Here is a 21,403-nt window from a genome sequence, read left to right on the forward strand (position 1 = left end):
ACCGGCACCGAACTCATCGTGCTTGCACGCTACATGCAGATCCTGTCTGACCGCATGTGCACCGAGATGTCCGGCAAGATCATCAATATCCACCACTCCTTCCTGCCGAGCTTCAAGGGCGCCAATCCGTACAAACAGGCCTACGGTCGGGGCGTAAAGCTGATCGGCGCGACGGCTCATTATGTCACCGCCGACCTGGATGAAGGCCCTATCATCGAACAGGACACGGTGCGCGTCACCCACGCACAGAGCCCTGAAGACTATGTCTCGCTCGGCCGCGACGTCGAAGCGCAGGTTCTGGCGCGGGCCATCCACGCCCATATCCATCGCCGCACCTTCATCAATGGCAACCGCACCATCGTGTTTCCGCCAAGCCCGGGCAGCTACGCATCCGAGCGTATGGGGTAAAAAGCAGCGTGGCGAATAACTGCGCCACCAGTTGCAATCGTCCGACCCTGTCGATAAGTATTTGGTACGCCATAATATGGTGTGGCCGTGTTGCATCCCGTGCGACACCGCGAGCATGTCATATCAAGACAGGGGCGGACAATGACCGTAGGTTTGAAAGATTCGACGATCAAAGTGGAGCGGCCCGCGAAAACCTTGCGCGAACTGGCGCTGGACAAGGTTCGCGAGGCCATCGATAGCGGTCATTTCAAGCCAGGTGATCGTCTGGTGGAGCGAGATCTCTGCGCCCAGCTTGGTGTGAGCCGGACGATTGTTCGCGAGGTGCTGCGCCATCTTGAGTCGGAAGGCCTTGTTGCGAATCTTCCGAACAAGGGCCCGATCGTGGCCCAGCTCGATGCCGATGAAGCGCGGCAAATCTATGAAATACGCGGAGCTCTGGAGGGCATGGCGGCGCGTCTCTGCGCCGAGCGTCGCGATCCTGCAATAGTTGAGGCACTCGAGGCCGCGCTGAACGATATTCGCCAATGCTACAGCAAAAAAGATATGCCGGGCGTGCTTGCCAGTACCTCGGCTTTTTACCAAGTGCTTTTCAGCAAGGTCGATCGCCGCGTTGCCTGGGGCATTGTCAACCTGCTGACTGTCAGGATCAATCATCTCCGCTCGATGACAATCAAGACGGATAACCGCAATATCGAGGGTCCCGCACAGATGGAGCGGATCATCGAGGCGATCAGGCGGGGGGATGGCGAGGGTGCCTATCGCGCGGCGATGGACCATGTCACAAGTGCGGCAGCCATTGCCGAGGCCGTGATCTCGGCCCAGTCGCCGGCTGCCTGACATCTTTGCCGTTGATGTGAAGCGGCGGTCCCTTCCCTGGCGGTCGCTGCTTACTCACGCTGCGGAAGCAAGAGGTTTGGCACGTCCGACTCGCTCAATCTCACGCGGAGAGTGCATCGCTTCCCACAAATCGGTGCGGCGCTGCGCGTTGAGCCAAAAGTCGGGACTATTGCCGAAAACACGCGCCAGAATGAGCGCGGTCGGAGCTGTCACGGTGCGGCGAGCGTTGCAAAGCTCGTTCACATGTTTGCGCGGAACTCCCATCGCCTCGGACAAAGCCAACTGCGTCAGGCCAAACGGCTGCATGAACTCTTCCACCAGAATTTCCCCGACTGTCGCCGGCTTACGCGCGGTCATCAACATTTTTGTCACCTCATCGATAGCTATGGTCGTCAAGATATAGGTCAGACGCTTCGCTTCCGTCCATCGGAACACCAGCCTCCATTGCTTGTTGACGCGGATGGAATGGAAGCCGTCGAGATTGCCTTTTAACTTCTCGAAATGATTGCTCGGCGGTACCCTCAAGTCTTGATCGGGAGTCGCATCGTCAATCATCTGGAGTTTGCGAAACAAGCGGCTTTCGAGATCGAACGGAATATTGCGAGAACTTATATCCTCCACGAAGAAGGCCCGTAACCACCCATTCCGAAACCCTGCGATCACTCCAATCCTCCAAAGTAGTCGCAATGTACCGCTCTATGGGACTATGGGAACGCGTTTCCCCCGCCGCAAGGCTCAGATGACAACAGTCCTGTTGCAGGAGAAGGCATCATCGATGTCTTCGTCGCACTTCGTATGGGCTGAGGGTTCCGACGCTCAAAGACTTCGGGGCGGACCGAACCCATTGCCTCGAGTTGTTGCCAGAAACGATGTGCGAAGCCTGCGGCTTCCCCCAATGAGCGGAGATGGCTTGCCTCTATGAACTTGCATGTGAAGGGTGCGATTCGAGCGCGCATTATCTAAGTAACTGATAAAAATACACAATATCTGAGAATGACGCCCCAATTATTCCATCCGGATAAAGGCTATTGACGAATTAATATTATGGCATACCATAACACCATATGTAGCTGAGGACGTCGCATGAGCATCCAGATCCGCAAGACGCTGTTGCAAATTGAAACCACCTTGATCGAAGGCGGAAAGGCCGCGCCGCTACCGCTGAAACTGTATTCGGCTTTCGCGGTGGTTAAGAATCCATGGGCAGGCAAAGGCTTTGTCGAGGACCTCAAGCCGGAAATCCACGCGGGCGCGCCTGTGCTGGGAGAATTGCTGACGCGCATGATCATCGAAGCCGTTGGTTCGGGCGAAGCCGTCGAAGGTTATGGTAAGGCCGCGCTCGTCGGTCTCGATGGCGAAATCGAGCATGCCTCTGCGCTGATCCACACACTGCGTTTTGGCAATCACTACCGCAACGCCGTCGGCGCCAAGTCTTATCTTGCCTTCTGCAATACGCGCGGTCCGGCCAACGCGCCGATCATGATCCCCTTGATGGACAAGAATGATGAAGGTCGCCGTTCGCATTACCTGACCATTCAGACCGCCATTCCCGATGCGCCGGCAGCCGACGAGATTGTGGTGGCGCTTGGCGCGTCGGTAGGTGGGCGCCCGCATCACCGCATCGGCGACCGCTATCAGGATCTGAAGGATCTTGGCCAAGACGTCGCCAATCCCGCCGGTGTTTGAGAAGGCTGGGCGCTGAAATGCAGATCGCTGGATCAACCACGCAAGGCGCTTGCGCAAAGGCCTACGGTGCCTTTGCCAGGGACGCGACGGCAAGTGGCGTGGCCTATCACGAAGCCGGCACGGGTGAACCGCTTGTGCTCATCCACGGTGTCGGTATGCGGCTCGAAGCCTGGGGGCCACAGATAGCATGCCTGTCTGCAAGTCATCGCGTGATCGCGGTCGACATGCCTGGGCACGGTGGAAGCAGGAAGCTGCCGGTGGGCAGCCCGCTTGAGGCTTTCGTGGCCTGGTTCGGGCGCTTTCTGGACGAGATGGGATTGGACGCGGTGAACGTGGCCGGGCACTCCATGGGGGCCTTAGTGTCCGGGGGCGCGGCGGCGACGTTCGGCGACCGGATCAAGCGTGTTGCCTACCTCAACGGCGTATACAGGCGAGATCCGGAAGCAAAGGCTGCCGTGCTTGCGCGCGCCGCGGCCATTTCTCAGTCGGGCGTGGACAAAGAGGGGCCTCTGGTCCGTTGGTTCGGTGATGATCCCGACAGTGCGATTGCACGCGAGCTGACGCGGAAGTGGCTGAATCTTGTCGATCCGGAGGGATATGCCATCGCCTATTCGGCCTTCGCCGGAGGAGACGCGACCTTTGCTGATCGCTGGAAAGACGTGGCAGGACCCGCGCTGTTCTTGACAGGATCGGATGATCCGAACTCGACGCCGCTGATGGCGGTACAAATGGCGGCGCTTGCGCCGCAAGGCTCGGTCCGCATCGTCGAAGGCCATCGTCACATGGTCAACCTGACAGCGCCGGATATCGTAAACTCGCTGCTCGCGGAGTGGCTGTCGTTCGGGGAGGACGTACGATGACAATCCAGACTGTCGACCCAAGGGCCCTGCGCGACGCATTCGGCGCGTTCCCGACCGGCGTGACTGTCGTGACCGCCAACGACAAGGCCGGAAACCCGATCGGCTTTACGGCAAACTCCTTCACCTCCGTATCCCTTGATCCACCGCTCCTGCTTGTCTGCCTGGCAAAGACGTCGCGCAACTACGCGACGATGACGGGCGCACGACATTTTGCAATCAACGTGCTCTCCGAAACGCAAAAGGATGTGTCGAATACATTCGCACGGCCTGTCGAGGACAGATTTGCTGCGGTCGAGTGGGGCAAGGGATCTGTAGGTTGCCCGATATTCTCGAATGTGGCGGCCTGGTTCGAATGTGCCATGGAACAGGTCATCGAGGCCGGCGACCACGTCATCTTGATGGGGCGCGTGGAGTCTTTCGACAATAGCGGCCGCAACGGTCTCGGTTATGCGCGCGGCGGCTATTTTACGCCGATCCTGGCAAGCAAGGCTGTTTCGGCGGCAACGGAAGGCAATATCGAGCTCGGTGCCGTGGTCGAACGCCGTGGAGAGGTCCTGCTTCTCGGCGACGATATCCTCTCGCTGCCGACCTGCGATGTCGATGACGGCAACCCGACTGAAAAGCTCCAGGAATACCTCGAGACACTTACGGGACTGACGGTCAGCATCGGCTTCCTCTATTCGGTTTACGAGGGGAAAAGCGACGGAAAGCAACATATCGTCTATCGCGCTTCTATTTCGTCAGGGGAGCCCGCAAACGGCAGGTTCCTGAAGCCGGACGCTCTGTCCCAGGCGTGTTTCAGGACCAGCTCGACCGCAGACATCGTCGCTCGTTTCGCTATGGAAAGCTCGATCGGCAATTTCGGCATCTATTTTGGCGATGAGACTGCCGGCACTATTCGTCCCATTCCATCCAAGGGCATACGATCATGAAATTCTCCCTCTTTGTTCATATGGAGCGGCTCGACGCCGACCAAACCCACAAGGACCTCTACGAGGAATTCGTGGCTCTCTGCGAGATCGCCGACAAAGGCGGCATGCACGCGATCTGGACCGGCGAACACCACGGGATGGACTTTACGATCGCGCCCAATCCGTTTGTTACCATTGCCGATCTGGCCCGGCGCACGACGCGGGCAAGGCTTGGAACCGGGACTGTCATCGCACCCTTCTGGCACCCGATCAAACTCGCTGGCGAAGCTGCGATGACCGACATCATTTGCGACGGCAGGCTCGACATCGGAATTGCCCGTGGTGCTTATTCTTTCGAATATGAGCGTCTGCTGCCCGGTCTTGATGCCTGGGGCGCTGGGCAGCGAATGCGCGAACTCATCCCCGCCGTCAAAGGTTTGTGGAAGGGTGACTACACCCATGAGGGTGAATTCTTCAACTTCCCATCGACCACCTCGGCGCCAAAGCCGCTGCAGCACCCCCACCCACCTATATGGGTTGCGGCGCGCGATCCGAACTCGCATGAGTTCGCCGTGGCCAACGGCTGCAATGTTCAGGTGACGCCGCTGTGGCAGGGCGATGACGAAGTCCAGACACTGATGGGGCGCTTCAACGATGCCTGCGCCAAGAACCCGGATAGAGACCGGCCGAAGATCATGCTGCTTCGTCACACCTATGTCAGCTCCACCGAGGAGGACATCGCCCAGGCCGCGCATGAGCTGAGCGTCTACTACAATTATTTCTTTGCCTGGTTCAAAAACGAAAAGCCGATCACGCAAGGCCTGATTGAACGCATTCCGGACGAAGATATCCGATCGAACGCGATGCTCTCGGATGAGGTCATGCGCACGAACAATGTCGTGGGAACCGCGCAGACCGTCATTGATCGCCTCAAGTCCTACGAAGCACTCGGCTACGACGAATATTCCTTCTGGATCGACACCGGTATGAGCTTCGAGCGCAAGAAGGCGTCGCTTGAGCGCTTCATCGCCGACGTCATGCCGGCATTTTCGGAGTAAGTATATGCAGCGTTTCCGGTATTATATCGATGGCGAATTCTTAGATGGCGAAGCTCGCTTTCCGAGCATCGATCCCGCGACCGGCAAGGTCTGGGCGGAGATGCCGGAAGCGCGCGAAGCGGATGTCGATCGGGCCGTGAGCGCCGCCGACAGGGCGCTTTATGAAGGCCCCTGGTCGAAGATGACGGCGACGCAACGTGGCAGGCTGCTCTATAAACTCGCTGACCTCGTTGCGGCAAACGCTCAGACGCTTGCCGAACTTGAGACGCGGGATACCGGCAAGATCATCCGCGAGACATCCGCTCAGATTGCCTATGTCGCCGACTATTATCGTTACTATGCCGGCATGGCCGACAAGATCGAGGGCTCCTACCTCCCGATCGACAAGCCCGACATGGATGTCTGGTTTCGCCGGGAGCCCATTGGCGTTGTCGCGATGGTCGTGCCTTGGAACAGTCAGCTCTTCCTGTCCGCCGTAAAAATCGGACCGGCGCTCGCGGCCGGCTGCACCATGGTCGTGAAAGCCTCCGAAGACGGTCCGGCGCCGCTTCTCGAATTTGCGCGCCTCGCGCATGAGGCAGGCTTTCCCCCAGGTGTGGTCAACATCATTACGGGGTTCGGCGCATCTTGCGGCGCAGCGCTCGGCAGGCATCCCAAGGTCGCCCATGTCGCCTTCACAGGTGGGCCAGAAACCGCACGGCACATCGTTCGCAACTCGGCTGAAAACCTTGCATCCACCTCACTTGAGCTTGGCGGCAAGTCGCCCTTCATCGTCTTTGCGGACGCTGACCTCGAAAGTGCTGCCAACGCCCAGGTCGCAGGTATCTTCGCCGCCACGGGACAGAGCTGTGTCGCCGGATCGCGGCTGATCGTGGAGCGCAGCGTCAAGGATGAGTTCATGGCACTGCTGCAGCAGAAGGCCGAAGCGATCCGGATTGGCCCTCCGCTCGATATGGCAACCGAAGTTGGACCACTTGCGACTAAGCGCCAGCAGGACAATATCGCGGCCCTCGTCGAGAAGTCGGTGGCATGCGGAGCCCGTCTCGTCACAGGCGGACGCAAGGCTGATGGGAAGGGCTATTACTTCCCGCCGACGATACTCGACTGCGACAATGTCGCGTCGCCCTCGCTAGTCGACGAGTTCTTTGGACCGGTTCTTTCAGTCGTCTCGTTCGAGACCGAGGCCGAAGCGCTGAGGCTTGCAAATGATACGCGCTACGGCCTGGCGTCCGGCGTCTTCACTCAGAACCTCACCCGCGCCCACCGCCTGATGAAGGGCCTGCGGGCCGGGATTGTCTGGGTCAATACCTATCGCGCGGTATCACCGATCGCGCCGTTCGGCGGTTTCGGCCTGTCCGGTCATGGCAGGGAAGGCGGCATGGCTGCGGCTCTCGATTATACCCGCACCAAGACGATCTGGCTCCGGACGTCTGACGATCCGATCCCCGATCCGTTCGTGATGAGGTGACGCCGATGTTTTACGAGATCCGGACCTACAGGCTGAAGAACGGCACGATTCCGCAATATCTCAAGGTCGTGGAAGAAGAGGGCATAGAAATCCAGAAGAGCCATCTCGGCGCACTGGTTGGCTACTTCTTTTCGGAGATTGGAACCATCAACGAGATCGTCCACATCTGGGCTTTTGCCAGCCTGGACGATCGGGACGCAAGACGACAGAGGCTGATGGCCGATCCGCGCTGGCAAGCCTTCCTGCCAAAGATTCGTGACCTCATCGAGGTGGCGGAAAACAAGATTATGAAGCCAGCAAACTTCTCCCCCAAGGAAAGACGCGCGCTGACGGCATAATCCAAAAGCGAGACGAACCAAAACAAGGATAAGGGAACATGAAAACCACATTCGCTGTCGCAGCAGTTGCCGCGCTCATCGCAGCATCCGCACCGGCCAAAGCCGAAAGCCTCGTCTTCTCCAGTTGGGGGGGAACCACGCAGGACGCGCAGAAGGCCGCATGGGCAAGTAAATTCACCACCGACACCGGCACCCCCGTCGTACAGGATGGCCCGACGGACTATGGCAAGTTGAAGGCCATGGTCGAGGCAGGACAGGTCTCCTGGGATGTCGTCGACGTCGAAGGGGATTATGCCGCTCAGGCCGGCAAGAACGGCCAGCTTGAGAAGCTTGACTTCTCCGTCATCGACAAGTCAAAGCTTGACCCGCGGTTCGTCACTGATTATTCCGTTGGCAGCTTCTACTATTCCTTCGTGGTTGGCTGCAATGCCGATGCCGTCAGCGCTTGCCCGAAAACATGGGCGGACCTGTTCGACACGGCAAAATTTCCGGGAAAGCGCACCTTCTACAAGTGGTCGGCTCCCGGTGTGATCGAGGCTGCGCTGCTGGCCGACGGCGTTGCGGCCGACAAGCTTTATCCACTTGACCTCGACCGCGCCTTCAAGAAGCTGGATACGATTAAATCCGACATCATCTGGTGGTCGGGCGGCGCCCAGTCGCAGCAGTTGCTCGCCTCAGCCGAAGCGCCCTTCGGCAGCCTTTGGAATGGCCGCATGACGGCGCTCGCCAAAAGCGGCGTCAAGGCTGAGACCTCCTGGGAACAGAACATTACCGCTGCGGATTCGCTTGTCGTGCCGAAGGGAGCGCCGAACCTCAAAGCGGCTATGAAGTTCATCGCGCTGGCCACATCCGCAGAGGCGCAGGCAGCGTTTGCAAAGGAAACGGGCTACGCTCCGACCAATATTGAATCGGCCAAACTGATGGATCCGGAGACGGCGAAAACACTACCCGATCAGCAGACGGCCAGCCAGGTCAATGCCGATATGGCCTACTGGGCAGACAACCGCGATGCGATCGGCGAACGCTGGTACGCCTGGCAAGCCAAGTAGGCTGAAGAGCAGATCACCAGGCACGGCGGCGCAATGCCCGCCGTGCCGAGAACGCAGCGTCTGTGCCGCTTCCAGGCTCTTAGGCGCCAGTCCGGAATTCGCCGTCGGGAAGGATTGTCATGTCGACGTTTAGTGATGCCCCCACCGTAGCCGTAGCAATAGCTGTACCAAAGGCACGGAAGCCGACAGGTTTCGGTGGGGTTGTCCCGGCGCTCATCGTCGTGGCCATCTTCTTCATCGTGCCCGTTGCGGCACTTTTGCTGCGAAGCGTTTTGGAACCCGTCCCGGGTTTAGGTAACTATGCCGAACTGCTTGGATCGGCGACCTATCTCAAGATATTTGCCAACACCTTCATCGTCTCAGCTTTCGTGACTGGGATTTCGCTCCTGATCGGCTTTCCCGTCGCCTGGGCCTTGGCAATCATGCCTGGAAGACTGGCATCGGTGATGTTTGCAATCCTGCTCCTGTCGATGTGGACCAATCTGCTGGCGCGCACCTATGCCTGGATGGTGCTTTTACAACGGACGGGTCTGATCAACAAGATGCTGATGGGCATGGGGCTGATCGACCAACCGCTGCCGCTCGTCAACAATCTGACAGGTGTCACGATCGGCATGACTTATATAATGCTGCCCTTCATCATCCTGCCGCTCTACGGTGTGATCAGGAAGATCGACCCGTCGATCCTGCAGGCGGCTGCCCTTTGCGGGGCGAACCGGTGGCAATGTCTCACACGCATTCTCCTGCCGTTGGCCGTGCCGGGAATGGCGGCCGGTGCGCTGATGGTCTTCGTCATGTCGCTGGGTTACTTCGTGACGCCGTCGCTTCTCGGCGGCACGGCGAACATGATGCTCGCAGAACTGATCGCGCAGTTCGTGCAGTCGCTGGTCAATTGGGGCATGGGAGGCGCAGCCGCGTTGGTTCTCCTTGTGGTAACTCTGTCGCTTTACGCCGTGCAACTGCGTTTCGTCGGTAACCAGAACCCGGGAGGGCGTTGATATGCTGCTCAATTTCGATCGCCTCGGCTGGTGGAAATACATCCTTGTTGTGATTACGGTTTTGACCGCAGCCTTTCTGTTGCTGCCCATCGTCTTTATCGCAGCGCTATCCTTCGGCTCCTCGCAATGGCTGATCTTTCCGCCTCCTGGCTGGACGCTGCAATGGTACCAGGACCTTCTGGCCGATCCCCGATGGCTGGAATCGGCCTGGACGAGTTTCAAGATCGCGGTCATCGTGACGATCCTGTCGGTGCTGCTCGGGCTTATGACGTCCTTCGGACTGGTCCGCGGAACGTTCATGTTTCGCGATGCCTTGAAGGCGCTGTTCCTGACACCGATGATACTTCCCGTCGTCGTTCTTGCGGTTGCTCTTTATGCCTTCTTTCTGAGGATCGGCCTTGGCGGCACGCTGGTTGGTTTCGTGATATCCCATCTCGTTCTGGCGTTGCCATTCTCGATCCTCGCCATTTCCAGTGCGCTGGAAGGCTTCGACAAATCCATCGAGGATGCCGCCGTGCTTTGCGGTGCATCTCCCCTTGAAGCGAAGATCAGGGTTACCCTGCCGGCGATTAGCCATGGACTGTTCTCAGCGGCTGTCTTCTCGTTCCTAACGTCTTGGGATGAAGTGGTGGTGGCGATTTTCATGTCCAGCCCAACGCTTCAGACACTGCCCGTGAAGGTCTGGGCCACGCTGCGGCAAGACCTAACGCCCGTCGTCGCGGCCGCATCGACCCTCCTCATACTCTTGACGATCATCTTGATGGCCTTTGTCGCTGTCGTACGCAAGGTGCTGAAACAATGAATGATTCTTTTCTTCAGATCAGAGGCATCCGCAAGGAATACGGCCCGGTCGTCGCGGTACACGATGTCAACCTTGACGTACGTCGCGGCGAGTTCCTGACCTTTCTCGGCCCGTCCGGATCGGGCAAGAGCACGACCCTTTACATCCTGGCCGGCTTTGAAAATCCGACGAAGGGGGACATTGCCCTGGAGGGGCAGACCCTGCTCGCCATGCCATCGCACAAGCGCAACATCGGCATGGTGTTCCAACGCTACACCCTGTTTCCACATCTCACGGTGGGAGAGAATATCGCCTTTCCGCTGAAGGTCAGGCGCAAGTCCAAGGCGGAGATCGATGCCAAGGTGAAGGAGATGCTGCGCCTTGTCAGGCTCGAAGGGTTCGAGGATCGCAAGCCGGTGCAAATGTCCGGTGGCCAGCAGCAGCGCGTCGCGCTTGCCAGAGCACTCGCCTACGATCCGCCCGTGCTTCTGATGGATGAGCCGCTCTCCGCGCTCGACAAGAAGCTGCGTGAGGAAATCCAGCATGAGATACGCCGGATCCACCAGCAAACTGAAGTGACGATCCTTTACGTGACGCACGACCAGGAGGAGGCGCTCAGGCTCTCCGATCGCATCGCCGTCTTCTCGAAGGGCGCTATCGATCAGATCGGGACCGGCCCTGAACTTTACGCCAGTCCTCGGACGCGCTTTGTCGCTGAATTCATTGGCGATAGCGACTTCATTTCCTGCGATCTGCTGTCGTCGTTCAACGGACAAGCGACGATCTCCCTTGGTGGTGATGCGGTGTTCAACCAGATCCCCGTGCATGGCAACGCGGCCTCTGGCGCCAAAGCAGCCCTCATGCTGAGGCCCGAGCGTATCAGGCTGTCGCGCAGTCAGGGAACAGCAAGCAGTCTTGCCGCAACCGTCAGCGACATCACCTTCCTCGGCAACAATATTCATGTATCCACCAAAACGGTTGCGGGCGAGGCACTGGCGGTGCGCCTGCCGTTTGGCCACGAGGCGATCAGCGGGCTTAGCCGTGGCGATCACGTGCATCTCGACTTCGATCCTGGTGCCGCTCACGTATTCTGCTGAAGGTTTTCCCACGACGCTCAACGATCCTTCACTGTTCCGTCAAGGCGTCACCGCTGGATAGAAGCCGAAGGTCGTCAAGCAACGACGATCCGTAATCCGGCAACAGGCGAGACGAAGATGTTCCGGTCTGCGGCGCGAGGGCTCCAGCCATGGAGTGGACGGATACAGCATGGCCTTTCATGGCGAGCAGCGCCGGGATCGAGGCAACGGCGATCTGCACGCGATTATGCCCACCACCAGGCATCTCGCCTTCAATCGCCGTCAGTTGATGAAAACGCACGGCGAGCTCCGCACCTGAAGCGCGCTGCACCGCGAATTCCGACAGAAGAGGCGGGATGTTCTTCTCAATTTCAGCATCACGCGGCATCAGGAAGTCAACGATGACGTCGACGGGCGGCCCCCCGTCGGCCACGTTAATCGTGCGAACCAGCTGGAACCGCCGGTGCTCCGCGCTCTGCGCGTAACCATGGCCCATGAGGGCTTCGACCAACCGCACATACTCGCCGTCACCAAGCGCCTCCGCGGTCAGCGTCAGGTCAATGTCGATAGTGCCGACGTGCTGCATGTCATCGGCTTCCAGAAGCAGCCACGGCACCGCTCCGCCGACAACGGCGAATTTGCCCTCGAAGCTCCCAAGGATCTGCCCGATCTCCATGAGCGCGGATTTGACCGCGTCGCTGACGCGGTTGGTGTAGTCGGCGGCGGATTGTGGATCAGGCTCTAATGCCATTTTAGCAACTGTTCTCGCAAATGTTCAGCGGCCTCGCGCCCTCGGTCATCGAGGCGCGAAAGGTCAAGATAGGTGAGGACCGGTGAGGACACGGGTGGCGCCCCGGGAATCTCGACACGCTCCTTCAGAATGGCCGGATCATCCGGTTCAATAACTTCGACATTGGCGCCGCTCTTCGATGGCTTCAGCTTCAGCGCCTCGATCAGTTCCGGCATGACCGCCGGGTCCGCATAAAGGGTCGTCATGTTGCCGCGCAGATAGGGAGCGAGCCACTGCGCTGCCGAAAGACCGCCAAGCATCGCGTGCCCTGCCGCGTGGGGCCGGTCCAACGCTGCGCGAAGCGTTTCCTCCCACTGGCGCCCATGGAGGATACTGTACCAGAACGACCGCTTGCCACGGACCGGCTCGTAGGAGTCGCACCAGGCATCTAGCAACGCGTCCGGAGCGGTCAGGTGAAGGCCCTCGTCATCGACCTTTGCCCACTCCCTGTCGCGCAGTGCCGATCGGACATTGCTCACATGGCCGAGGCTGACGTCCGAGGCCTCGGCAAGATCATTGACCTTCCAGGCCCGTTTTGGATCGAGCAAAAGTGTGCGCAGTACCTGTCCCGCCTTTGGCGAGAACACGGCACGGTAGTTGCGCGCCGCCGGCTTCGGTTTGTCGGCTGTTTCCCGCTCGATATAGACGCCGTCGAAGGCTATCCGGCAGTTGCCGGCAAGATCCAGCCAGCCCATTCCCGCCTCCGCGCAGATATCGCGGGACTCGGGAGACAGCCACGAGGCCCCGACAACGGGCACGACGACATCGGCATCATCGTGGAGCCGATATCGCGTCATATAAGCATAAAGCTGATCAATCGCGCTCCGGACCTGGCGCGGGTATGCTGGCTCTTTCACCTCGCAGACCAGCGTCACTTTTCGGTCTGCCATTTTGACACGGGCGAGAATATCAGGGCGCGCCAGCGCCATATTGCGGCTGATGCTCACTTCCCAGTCCTTGCTCATTGACTCGATCTCAAGCGACGGAATCCGTTCCAGCTGCTGGCGCAGCGCGTCAGCAAGCTCATGTTCGATCTCTTTCATTCGTTCATGGGTTTTCATCGGACAGTGAAATAGCCTATTTCAGTGAAATTGGCGATTTCAGTGAAGTTTCTGCGGCCCTCGCCCAAGCGACATTAGCGCCCATCCCACGTAATAGCCAATGGATCAAAGACTTAGCTAAAGCAAGCGACGGGGCGACGGTTCGATTCCCTTCAAGAGCGACCAAAATTCTGTCGGTGTTGTCACATATGGCGCGACCTTGGCGTCCTGCACCTTTTTACCAAGCGACTTCGTAGATCCTGACAGCATCCGGCAGCGACACCGTGCGCGGATTGTTGACCAGGAGACGGGTCTGTTCCATCGCACTTTCCGCTAGCAGAGGAAGTCCGTCCTTGGGAATTCCAACATCTCTCAGGCGTACGGGCAGGTTCAGGCGCACAGGCAGCATCGCCAATCCTTCGATAAAGCCGGAAATCCGCTCGGCCTGACCTGCAGGCTCAAGGTGAGGATACAGGCAAGGCGCCAGCTCAGCATAGGCATCGCCACACACGGTCGCGTTGAAGCGCAGGACATGCGGTAAGACAAGACTGTTGGAAAGGCCGTGCGGGACGTGATAGCGGCCACCGACCGGATAGGCGAGCGCATGGACGGCAGCGACCGGCGAATTGGCAAAGGCCTGGCCGGCCAACATCGCGCCGAGCAGCATCGCCTGTCTGGCGGCCAGATCAGTTCCGTTCATCACGGCGATCTCGATATTCGCCCCGAGAAGCCGAAGAGCCTCCTTGGCAAGGGTACGGGAAACCGGATTGTTATTTGCACTTGCGGAGGTGAACGCCTCGATGGCGTGCACCATGGCGTCAATCCCTGTTGCAGCGGTCACGGTTGGTGGAAGGCCGAGCGTCAGTTCGGCGTCGAGAACGGCAGCATCCGGTAGCAGCACCGGCGATACGACGCCCTTTTTCTGGTATGCGCCCGTGGTGACGATGGAAATCGGTGTGACTTCTGATCCGGTGCCCGCCGTTGTCGGCACAAGCACCAGCGGCAGACGCTGCCCACTAACCTTGCCCACTCCATAGATATCATCGAGTGCTTCGCCGCTTCTGCAGAGCAGAGCTACAAGTTTTGCGACATCGAGCGACGAGCCACCGCCGATGCCCAATACACCGGTTGCGCCAAACTCGATCGCCTGCGCCACAGCCGCATGAATGATGGCTTCCGGCGGATCGGCGACAACGCCTGTAAAGAGCGATGTTCCAGCGCCACCTGCCGAAAGGCTCGCCAGGGCCGGCTGCACCAGTCCCGCCTTGACTCCCCCATCATCTGAAATCAGCAGAACACGCGACCCGAGCCGGTTTTTCAGCTCCGAAAGCCTGGCGATGCAGCCCGGCCCTGCAATGATCTGCGGGACGGTCGCAAATGTGAATGTGGACATGTACCGGTCTCTCACTGATGCCATTTGACGAGCGGCTGATAGTGATGCGGCTGGCGCATAACGACCAGGTCCTTGCGCCGGACGATATTCGTCGGATACGGAGTATCGAGATTGGTGGTGTCGACGGTTGCCGCAGCAATCCCGTCCTCGTCGAGAATCGCAGATTCCTGGCGCGGAAAGGCAAAGGAATCCGGCCCGAACACCGCACTCTTGCCTTGGTATCCCCGGGCCGTATCCAGCACATTGGCGAAGGCGAAATAGACGTTGTTCTCGCCGCCGCGCACGCGCAACGCATGCCAGTGATAGGGGTCGGAACCCTTGGGGATCGGATAGTTGTGGGGGATTTTCGTGCCGCCATGGCTGCCGGTGAAGGTGCCGGCAATGGCCGATGGGCAGACCACCACGTCGCATCCCATCAGCGAGAGCGAACGGATAGCTTCCGGGTACAGCGCGTCATGGCCGACCGCGAGCCCGACGCGGCCGATGGCGAGATCGTAGACCTTCCATTCGTCGCCAGCCGTCGCCCAGGCGTCGGCAATGCCGAGGTGCGTCTTGCGGTAGCTTCCCACAAGTCCCTCGGGGCCAGCGAGAACCGCGCTGTTATAGACCTTGTCTCCATCCGCTTCGGCAAATCCGGCGACAAGATAGAAGCCGAGCTTCATTGCCAGACGAACGAAGGCGGATACCGTCGGGCCCGAGAGTGGCTCCGCTCGGGTTTGAGGTGCCTCCAGTCCGGTCAGCGACAGTTCCGGGAAAACCAGAATGTCCGGCGCTGTCGTCGTCTTCGCCTCGGCTGCTAGATCGGCAATTCGGGCAAGATTGTCGGCGATGACGCAGGACGGGGCGAACTGGGCGACCGCGGCGCGCGATGCGCGTCCGCGCGGGATCGGCTGGTAGCCATAGAGACGGAAGTAGTCGCCCGGATTCCAGGTGAAGCTGTTGGTCATCATGTTCATATAGAGTTCGGGCCGGCGGGACTTGAACACCGGTTCCGACAGCACCTCGCGGCGGCGGGCACGGGCGAGATCGACCGTGCCATAGGCTATCCCGTCGCCCGTATCGATAGATGCGGCCACCCTGCCATCGGGTTCGATCACGCAGCTTCCACCGGAAAACTGCACGGTTCTCTCCAATCCCCAACGGTTGCTTTCGATGACGTAGCAGGCGTTTTCGAAAGCGCGGTTGATCCAGTAGGGTGCAGGCGTGCGCTCCTGCAGCCAGTTGGAGATGTGGCAAATGATGTCGGCACCCGCCAGAGCTTCCAGTCGCGCCGTCTCGAAGAAGTGCAGATCCATGCAGACCAGCATGGAGATCCGGCCGATTTCCGTTTCGAAAACCTCGTGGACGATGTCGCCATTGGCAGCCCATTTCGGCTCCGCGATATAGGGATGCGACTTGCGGTGCCGGCCAACGATACCCTCAGGGCCGATCAGGACAGCGGTATTATAATAGAGTTCGCTCGAAGGATCGACTTCCGGCATGCCGACGACGATATAGCAGCGGTGTTTGCTGGCAATGGCCTGGAAAACATCCGTGGTCGGTCCGGGGATTGCCTCGACGAAAGGTTTCACTTCGGCCCTGTCGAACCAGCAATAGCCGGTCGTGCCCATTTCGGGGGTGACAATCAGGCGTGCGCCTGCCTCCGCCGCCTCCTCGCAAAGAGCCGCCAGCCGGCTGATATTTCGCGCTTTTTCGAACATGGTCGGTTCGAACTGAATGGTGGCGGCGGTGTAGTTTTGTGTCGATGTCATTGTTGTTCCCATTGTCTCTATGAAAGGATGCCCGGCTGTTTCAGACAGCCATATGCCGATGAACAAGCGCGTCGGAGAGCGCGTCGATCGCGCCAGCCGCGACCACACGTCCTTTCTCCAGCATCGCGAACTGGTGGGACGCGTGCCGCGCAAAGGCGACGTTTTGCTCGACAAGGACGATCGTCATGCCGATCTCGCGATTGAGCCGGATGATGATCTTTTCGATCTCCTCGACGATGGATGGCTGAATACCTTCGTTGGGTTCATCGAGAAGAAGCACCTTGGGGTCGGCGGCAAGCGCGCGGGCGATGGCAAGCTGCTGTTGCTGACCGCCCGAAAGCACGCCGCCCGGTCGATCGAGGTTGGCCATCAGGTACGGAAAAAGCTCCGGCACCAGCGCTGGAATTTCGCGTTTGCCATCGGTTCGCGCAAAGGCGCCCATCAGGATGTTCTCGCGGATGGTGAAATCGGGAATGATCTCCCTGCCTTGCGGGACGTAGGCGATGCCGGCCCTTGCCCTTTCATGCGTCGGGGATGCGGCCATGTCCCTTTCCTGAAGACGCATCTCGCCCGTCATGCGGTCGGTCAATGCCATCAGGGTTTTCAACAGCGTCGTCTTGCCGGTGCCGTTGCGGCCGAGAATGCTCGTCACCTTCCCGGCCGGAACATCGAGCGTGACGCCGTGCAGGATATGGCTGCGGCCGTAATAGCTGTGCACGTCTTTCAACGACAGCATCAGGATATTCCTTTCGAACCGAGATAGGCTTCACGGACTTTCAGGTTGCGCTCGATATCCTTGACACTTCCTTCCGCCAGAACCTCTCCGAGATGGAGAACGGTGATGCGCTCGGCGATTTCGCGGACGAACCCCATGTCGTGTTCGACGACGAGGATCGTATGGCGACCTTTGAGATTGTTGATGATCTGGGCCGTCTTGCGGGTTTCCGCCTGGGTCATGCCGGCCGTCGGCTCGTCGAGCAGAACCACCTTGGGATCTTGGACGATGAGCATGCCGAGCTCCAGCCACTGCGTCTGGCCATGGCTGAGATAGGCGGCCATCACGTCCTGCTCGGCCTCGAGGCCGATGAGCGCAAGGACGTCGTCGACGCGGGTTGCCTCCGCACGCGAAAAGCCGAAGCGAAGATTGGCGAACACCGACGGATTGCGGCAATTGGCGACCTGCAGATTCTGCCGCACGGTAAGGTCGCGAAAGACGCTGGGGATCTGGAATTTCCGGCCAATTCCCGCGCGTGCGATACGGTGCTCGGGCCAGTTTGTGATCTCGGTGTCGTAGACGAAGACCTTGCCCTGCGTGCTTTGGGTCTTGCCGCTGACCAGATCCATCAAGGTTGTCTTGCCGGCCCCGTTTGCGCCGAGCAGCACCCGCAATTCGCCGTCAAAGACGGTGATGCTGACATTGTTGACGGCGCGGAAGCCGCCGAAATCGACGCTAAGACCGTCGATGGTCAATGCGATGGCGCTCATATCACAATGCCTCGCTTTGCTGCTGTAAGGCCGGAAAGTCCTCGCTTGGTTTGCGCCTCCGGACGAACCACCGCAGCACATCGTGCGCAAGACCGCCAAGGCCGCGCGGCATGAACAGCACGACCAGCACGAAGATGAGACCGATGATCGCCTTCCATGCCTCGACCAGCGCTTCTGTTTCGCTGACCTCCGCTTCGATCATGTTGATCAGGATCGCACCGATGCAGGCGCCAAGCAGGGACGAGCGGCCGCCGACGGCAGCCCAGACGACCATCGTCACGGAGAAGGACAGATCCATGAATGTCGGCGAGGCAAACTCCGCGACGACCACATAGAGCATTCCGGCAACGCCGGCGATCCCCGCCGAAATGACAAAGAAGAACACCTGGTAGAGCGAGACGTCGAAGCCGAGATACCGGGCGCGAACATGATCGTCGCGGATCGCCTGCAGGATCATGCCCGCGCGGGTTTCGACGATAAGACGGGCACCGATGAGGGTCAGCGACAGGCATACGGCACACAGATAATAGGTCGCCCTGCTGTAGGGATCGAATTCGATGCCGCCGATCGTCAGCCAGCCAAGATCCGTCAGGCCGTTGAAGCCGTTTGTGATCGGTTGCGCATCGACCATGACGAGACGGACGAGAAGAACGAGCGCCAGCGTGATGATCGAGACGAAAACGCCGGAAATGCGCTTGCGGAAAACAAGCATGCCGAGTGCGCCGGCAATCACCACCGGAAGCACAATGCCGAGCACGAGACCAACGGACTGGCTTTGAAAGGGAAGCCAGAGGAAGGAGCCCTTGTTGATGCAGCAAAGCTCCGTCGGAGCGCCGGGTTCGGCATTCCAGAGCATGAAATCCGGAACCGGCCTGTCAGAGCCCTGTTGGAGACTGGTCGGGCTCGACAGCTTGAGCGACATAGCGAGCATGTATGCGCCAAGACCGAAAAACAGTCCCTGGCCGAGATTGAGAATGCCGGCATATCCCCAGGTGAGCCCGATGGCGACGCCCAGCATGCCGTAGACCAGGTACTTCGAAATGCGATTCAGCCAGAATTCGTCGCCGAAAACAGGCGCTGCAAAGATCACCGCGATGAAAAGCACGTAGGCGGCGATCTGGAATTTCCGTTCGATGCTCATGTCAACGTCCCTTAAACGAGAACAGCCCGCTGGGCTTGACGAGAATGACGAGGATGACGACGCCGAACACAACGGCACGCGCCAGAATGTCGTTCGTGCCGATGGCCACCAGCGCGTTGATCTCTCCAAGCAGGCCCGAGGACAGGATGGTGCCGAAAAGGCTGCCGACCCCGCCGGTCACTACGACCATGAAGCCGTCGACGACCATCGTCGTGCCCATATCGGGAAAGACGGTCTTGAAGCCGGACATCATCACGCCGGCGACGCCGGCAAGGCCGGAACCGAAAGCAAAAGTCATGGCGTTGACGCGTTTCACGTCGATACCGCAGGCTCCAGCCATTTTCGGATTTCGGATGATGGCGCGAACCTGCATGCCCGCCGCCGTCCGGTAGAGAATGAACCATGTTGCCAGCGTCAGCGCGGCGGTAACAGCGATGATGAAGGTGCGGTAGGCGTTGATGTCCGCGCCGGCGAGCCTGAACGTGCCCTGAAGGTAGGCAGGCACCGCGACGTTCTGCAGGCCGGCCCCCAGACCTTCGACATGAAAGCCAAAAAAGGACAGGCCGAATTCGAGCCGCACGGCCTGCTGCAAAAGGATGGCAATGCCCCAGGTGGCGAGAAGCGTGTCCAGGAGACGACCGTAGAGCCGGCGGACGACCACCCGCTCGATCAGCAGGCCGAGCAGGGCCGTCACGACGAAGGCCAGAGGGATGGCGAGCAGAAGGCTTGCTTTCAGCCAGATGCCGGATAGGACGGCGACGTAGGCGCCGATCATCACCATCTCTCCATGGGCCATATTGATGACGCCCATGGCGCCGTAGGTGATGGCAAGGCCGAGCGCCACCAAAAGGAGGATCGAGCCGAGACTGAGGCCGATAAAGAGAATGTCGAGCATAACGCCACCGTTCGTGAGAAGGGCGGGCCGGGACTTCCTGCCCGTTGCCCGTCCTGAACGCAGGATGGCAGCTTGCGGAAGAAAGGGGAGGCCGGCCTTGCCGAGACATGATCCCGCCATCCATTGATGGCGGGACGACGGTCAGCCCTTGAGCTTTGTGGTGTCGAGACCGTTGCTGGTGCAGAAGAGATTGCTCTCCGTCTCGCCATAGGCCGAATAGGGCAGAGGCTTGATCGGTGCCGGGTAGGCGTTCACAACCTTGCTCTGGCCGTCCGCCTGCCATTGCCCGATGCGCGGCGTCAGCCAGCAATGCAGGTTGTCGGGGTCGGTGGTCACCTTGCCGCCTGGCGCTTCATAGGTTTGGCCGCGAATGCCGGCCCTGATCGCATCAGCCGAAAGATCGCCGGATTTTTCGACGGCCTGTTTCCACAAAAAGACCTCGAAATAGGCTGCTTCGAGCGAATGGTATGTAACAGCCTTCGGATCGTTGACGAACGTCCTGAAGCGGTCGATGAAGCTCTTGTTTGCCGGCGTGTCGATCGACATGAAATAGGGGAAAGAGGTGTAGCTGCCGGCGGCATATTCGGCACCCATCGCCGCGATCTCGATTTCGGAGGTAACGGTCGCGCAGATAGGCAGAACCTCCTGCGAGAGCCCCTGGTTCTTGAACTCGCGGTAGAAGGCGATGATGGAGTCGCCGACAACGTTGGACAGAACCACGTCGGCGCCGGACTCCTTGATCTTGCTGACCATAACGGCCCATTCCGAATGGCCAAGCTCCAGATATTCGTCCGCCACCCATTCGGCACCGGCCGCCTCGATCAGCTTCTTGGAAACCTTCGCCATTTCGCGCGGATAGACATAATTCGAACCGACGATAAAGAATTTCTTCTTGCCCAGTTTCTCGACGATCCAGGGAATGTAGTTGGAGAGTTGCTGGTTCGGAACGGCGCCGGAATAGACGACGTTGCGTGAGCACTCGAAGCCTTCGTAATGCGTCTGGTAGAACAACATCGCGCCGCGCCGCTCGAAGATCGGCAGCACGGCCTTGCGGCTGGCCGAGGTATGGCAGCCGAACACGGTGGAAATCTTGTCCTTGAGGATCAGTTTCGAGGCTTTCTCACTGAAGGTCTTCGGATCGGAGGCCCCATCTTCGACGACCACCTCGACCGGACGGCCGAGCACGCCGCCGGCGGCGTTGATTTCTGCCACGGCCATCATCACGCCGTTTGCCAGAAGCTTTTCGGCAACGGAAAGCCCGCCGGTCTGAGAATAGAGCGCGCCGATCTTGATGGCATCGGCTGCGAAGGCGCGGCTACCCAATGCCGGCAGGGCGAATGCGGCGGAAGCGGTGGCTGCGGTTTTCAGAAATTCACGTCTGTTGAACACCATCTTGGTTCCCCTTTTTTTGAGTGGCGCGCACGGCGGCACGGCCCGC

Annotated in this window: 22 protein-coding genes and 1 pseudogene; 12 read left to right on the top strand and 11 right to left on the bottom strand. The window is 59.5% G+C overall.

The genetic code is table 11. The features are described 5' to 3' along the window. Together BN1800_RS22570 and BN1800_RS22575 are read left to right on the top strand one after the other, a co-directional pair. On the top strand, window positions 1-408 hold a 408-nt coding region (locus BN1800_RS22570; protein WP_143534056.1), incomplete at its 5' end, for a formyltetrahydrofolate deformylase. Between the two features lie 141 nt (window positions 409-549). Next, on the top strand, window positions 550-1,245 hold the full coding sequence (locus tag BN1800_RS22575) for a GntR family transcriptional regulator (RefSeq protein ID WP_087001258.1): 696 nt from the start codon (window positions 550-552) through the stop codon (window positions 1,243-1,245). A gap of 54 nt (window positions 1,246-1,299) precedes the next feature. Here BN1800_RS22575 and BN1800_RS22580 read toward each other — a convergent pair whose 3' ends face one another. Both BN1800_RS22580 and BN1800_RS22585 read right to left on the bottom strand, forming a co-directional pair. Beyond that, window positions 1,300-1,608: a HigA family addiction module antitoxin gene (locus tag BN1800_RS22580; protein ID WP_179213865.1), complete on the bottom strand. Its 309-nt coding sequence runs from the start codon at window positions 1,606-1,608 to the stop codon at window positions 1,300-1,302. 10 nt (window positions 1,609-1,618) lie between these two features. Continuing rightward, window positions 1,619-1,908, bottom strand: a pseudogene (locus BN1800_RS22585) (type II toxin-antitoxin system RelE/ParE family toxin). Between the two features lie 420 nt (window positions 1,909-2,328). Here BN1800_RS22585 and BN1800_RS22590 point away from each other — a divergent pair. From BN1800_RS22590 to BN1800_RS22635, 10 genes are all read left to right on the top strand, one after another. Then, window positions 2,329-2,931 carry an amino acid synthesis family protein gene (locus tag BN1800_RS22590; protein WP_087001261.1) on the top strand — a complete coding sequence of 201 codons (603 nt, stop codon included), beginning with the start codon at window positions 2,329-2,331 and terminating at the stop codon, window positions 2,929-2,931. 17 nt (window positions 2,932-2,948) lie between these two features. Further along, entirely contained in the window at window positions 2,949-3,791 is an 843-nt protein-coding gene (locus BN1800_RS22595; RefSeq protein WP_087001263.1) for an alpha/beta fold hydrolase, read from the top strand. Further along, window positions 3,788-4,723: a flavin reductase family protein gene (locus BN1800_RS22600; RefSeq protein WP_087001265.1), complete on the top strand. Its 936-nt coding sequence runs from the start codon at window positions 3,788-3,790 to the stop codon at window positions 4,721-4,723. Before BN1800_RS22595 ends, BN1800_RS22600 begins: the two co-directional genes overlap by 4 nt. After that, complete coding sequence (locus tag BN1800_RS22605) at window positions 4,720-5,760, top strand: LLM class flavin-dependent oxidoreductase (RefSeq protein ID WP_087001267.1); 1,041 nt, start codon at window positions 4,720-4,722, stop codon at window positions 5,758-5,760. Before BN1800_RS22600 ends, BN1800_RS22605 begins: the two co-directional genes overlap by 4 nt. A 4-nt stretch (window positions 5,761-5,764) precedes the next feature. Continuing rightward, window positions 5,765-7,228: an aldehyde dehydrogenase gene (locus BN1800_RS22610; protein ID WP_087001269.1), complete on the top strand. Its 1,464-nt coding sequence runs from the start codon at window positions 5,765-5,767 to the stop codon at window positions 7,226-7,228. A gap of 5 nt (window positions 7,229-7,233) precedes the next feature. Beyond that, complete coding sequence (locus tag BN1800_RS22615; protein ID WP_087001271.1) at window positions 7,234-7,566, top strand: NIPSNAP family protein; 333 nt, start codon at window positions 7,234-7,236, stop codon at window positions 7,564-7,566. 38 nt (window positions 7,567-7,604) lie between these two features. Continuing rightward, window positions 7,605-8,615 (top strand): ABC transporter substrate-binding protein, encoded by a 1,011-nt coding sequence (locus BN1800_RS22620; RefSeq protein WP_087001273.1) that lies wholly within the window; start codon window positions 7,605-7,607, stop codon window positions 8,613-8,615. Window positions 8,616-8,734: 119 nt separating this feature from the next. After that, window positions 8,735-9,613, top strand: coding sequence for an ABC transporter permease (locus tag BN1800_RS22625; RefSeq protein ID WP_087001275.1), 879 nt, complete (start codon window positions 8,735-8,737; stop codon window positions 9,611-9,613). 1 nt (window position 9,614) lies between these two features. After that, complete coding sequence (locus BN1800_RS22630) at window positions 9,615-10,415, top strand: ABC transporter permease (protein WP_087001277.1); 801 nt, start codon at window positions 9,615-9,617, stop codon at window positions 10,413-10,415. Beyond that, on the top strand, window positions 10,412-11,491 hold the full coding sequence (locus BN1800_RS22635; protein WP_087001279.1) for an ABC transporter ATP-binding protein: 1,080 nt from the start codon (window positions 10,412-10,414) through the stop codon (window positions 11,489-11,491). Before BN1800_RS22630 ends, BN1800_RS22635 begins: the two co-directional genes overlap by 4 nt. Before the next feature lie 28 nt (window positions 11,492-11,519). Here the strand turns inward: BN1800_RS22635 and BN1800_RS22640 are convergent, their stop codons facing one another. The 9 genes from BN1800_RS22640 to BN1800_RS22680 form a co-directional block, all read right to left on the bottom strand. Next, complete coding sequence (locus tag BN1800_RS22640) at window positions 11,520-12,146, bottom strand: hypothetical protein (RefSeq protein WP_244564605.1); 627 nt, start codon at window positions 12,144-12,146, stop codon at window positions 11,520-11,522. Between the two features lie 65 nt (window positions 12,147-12,211). Then, window positions 12,212-13,303, bottom strand: coding sequence for a type IV toxin-antitoxin system AbiEi family antitoxin (locus BN1800_RS22645; RefSeq protein WP_210191289.1), 1,092 nt, complete (start codon window positions 13,301-13,303; stop codon window positions 12,212-12,214). Between the two features lie 235 nt (window positions 13,304-13,538). Then, complete coding sequence (locus tag BN1800_RS22650) at window positions 13,539-14,693, bottom strand: iron-containing alcohol dehydrogenase (protein WP_087001282.1); 1,155 nt, start codon at window positions 14,691-14,693, stop codon at window positions 13,539-13,541. An 11-nt stretch (window positions 14,694-14,704) separates the two neighbouring features. Further along, a complete protein-coding gene (locus BN1800_RS22655; RefSeq protein WP_179213866.1) occupies window positions 14,705-16,456 on the bottom strand; it encodes a nitrilase-related carbon-nitrogen hydrolase in 1,752 nt (583 codons plus the stop codon). A gap of 28 nt (window positions 16,457-16,484) precedes the next feature. Further along, on the bottom strand, window positions 16,485-17,180 hold the full coding sequence (gene urtE, locus BN1800_RS22660) for an urea ABC transporter ATP-binding subunit UrtE (RefSeq protein WP_087001286.1): 696 nt from the start codon (window positions 17,178-17,180) through the stop codon (window positions 16,485-16,487). Continuing rightward, window positions 17,180-17,929 (bottom strand): urea ABC transporter ATP-binding protein UrtD, encoded by a 750-nt coding sequence (gene urtD / locus BN1800_RS22665; RefSeq protein WP_087001288.1) that lies wholly within the window; start codon window positions 17,927-17,929, stop codon window positions 17,180-17,182. The genes urtE and urtD overlap by 1 nt, the downstream gene beginning before the upstream one ends. A gap of 1 nt (window position 17,930) precedes the next feature. Further along, window positions 17,931-19,070: an urea ABC transporter permease subunit UrtC gene (gene urtC / locus BN1800_RS22670; RefSeq protein ID WP_087001290.1), complete on the bottom strand. Its 1,140-nt coding sequence runs from the start codon at window positions 19,068-19,070 to the stop codon at window positions 17,931-17,933. A gap of 1 nt (window position 19,071) precedes the next feature. After that, window positions 19,072-19,965, bottom strand: coding sequence for an urea ABC transporter permease subunit UrtB (urtB, locus tag BN1800_RS22675; RefSeq protein WP_087001292.1), 894 nt, complete (start codon window positions 19,963-19,965; stop codon window positions 19,072-19,074). Between the two features lie 141 nt (window positions 19,966-20,106). Next, window positions 20,107-21,357, bottom strand: coding sequence for a transporter substrate-binding domain-containing protein (locus BN1800_RS22680; protein WP_087001294.1), 1,251 nt, complete (start codon window positions 21,355-21,357; stop codon window positions 20,107-20,109). Window positions 21,358-21,403 lie beyond the last annotated feature (46 nt).

Origin of the sequence: Rhizobium sullae (genome assembly GCF_900169785.1) — a bacterium.
GTDB classification, from domain to species: Bacteria; Pseudomonadota; Alphaproteobacteria; order Rhizobiales; family Rhizobiaceae; genus Rhizobium; species Rhizobium sullae.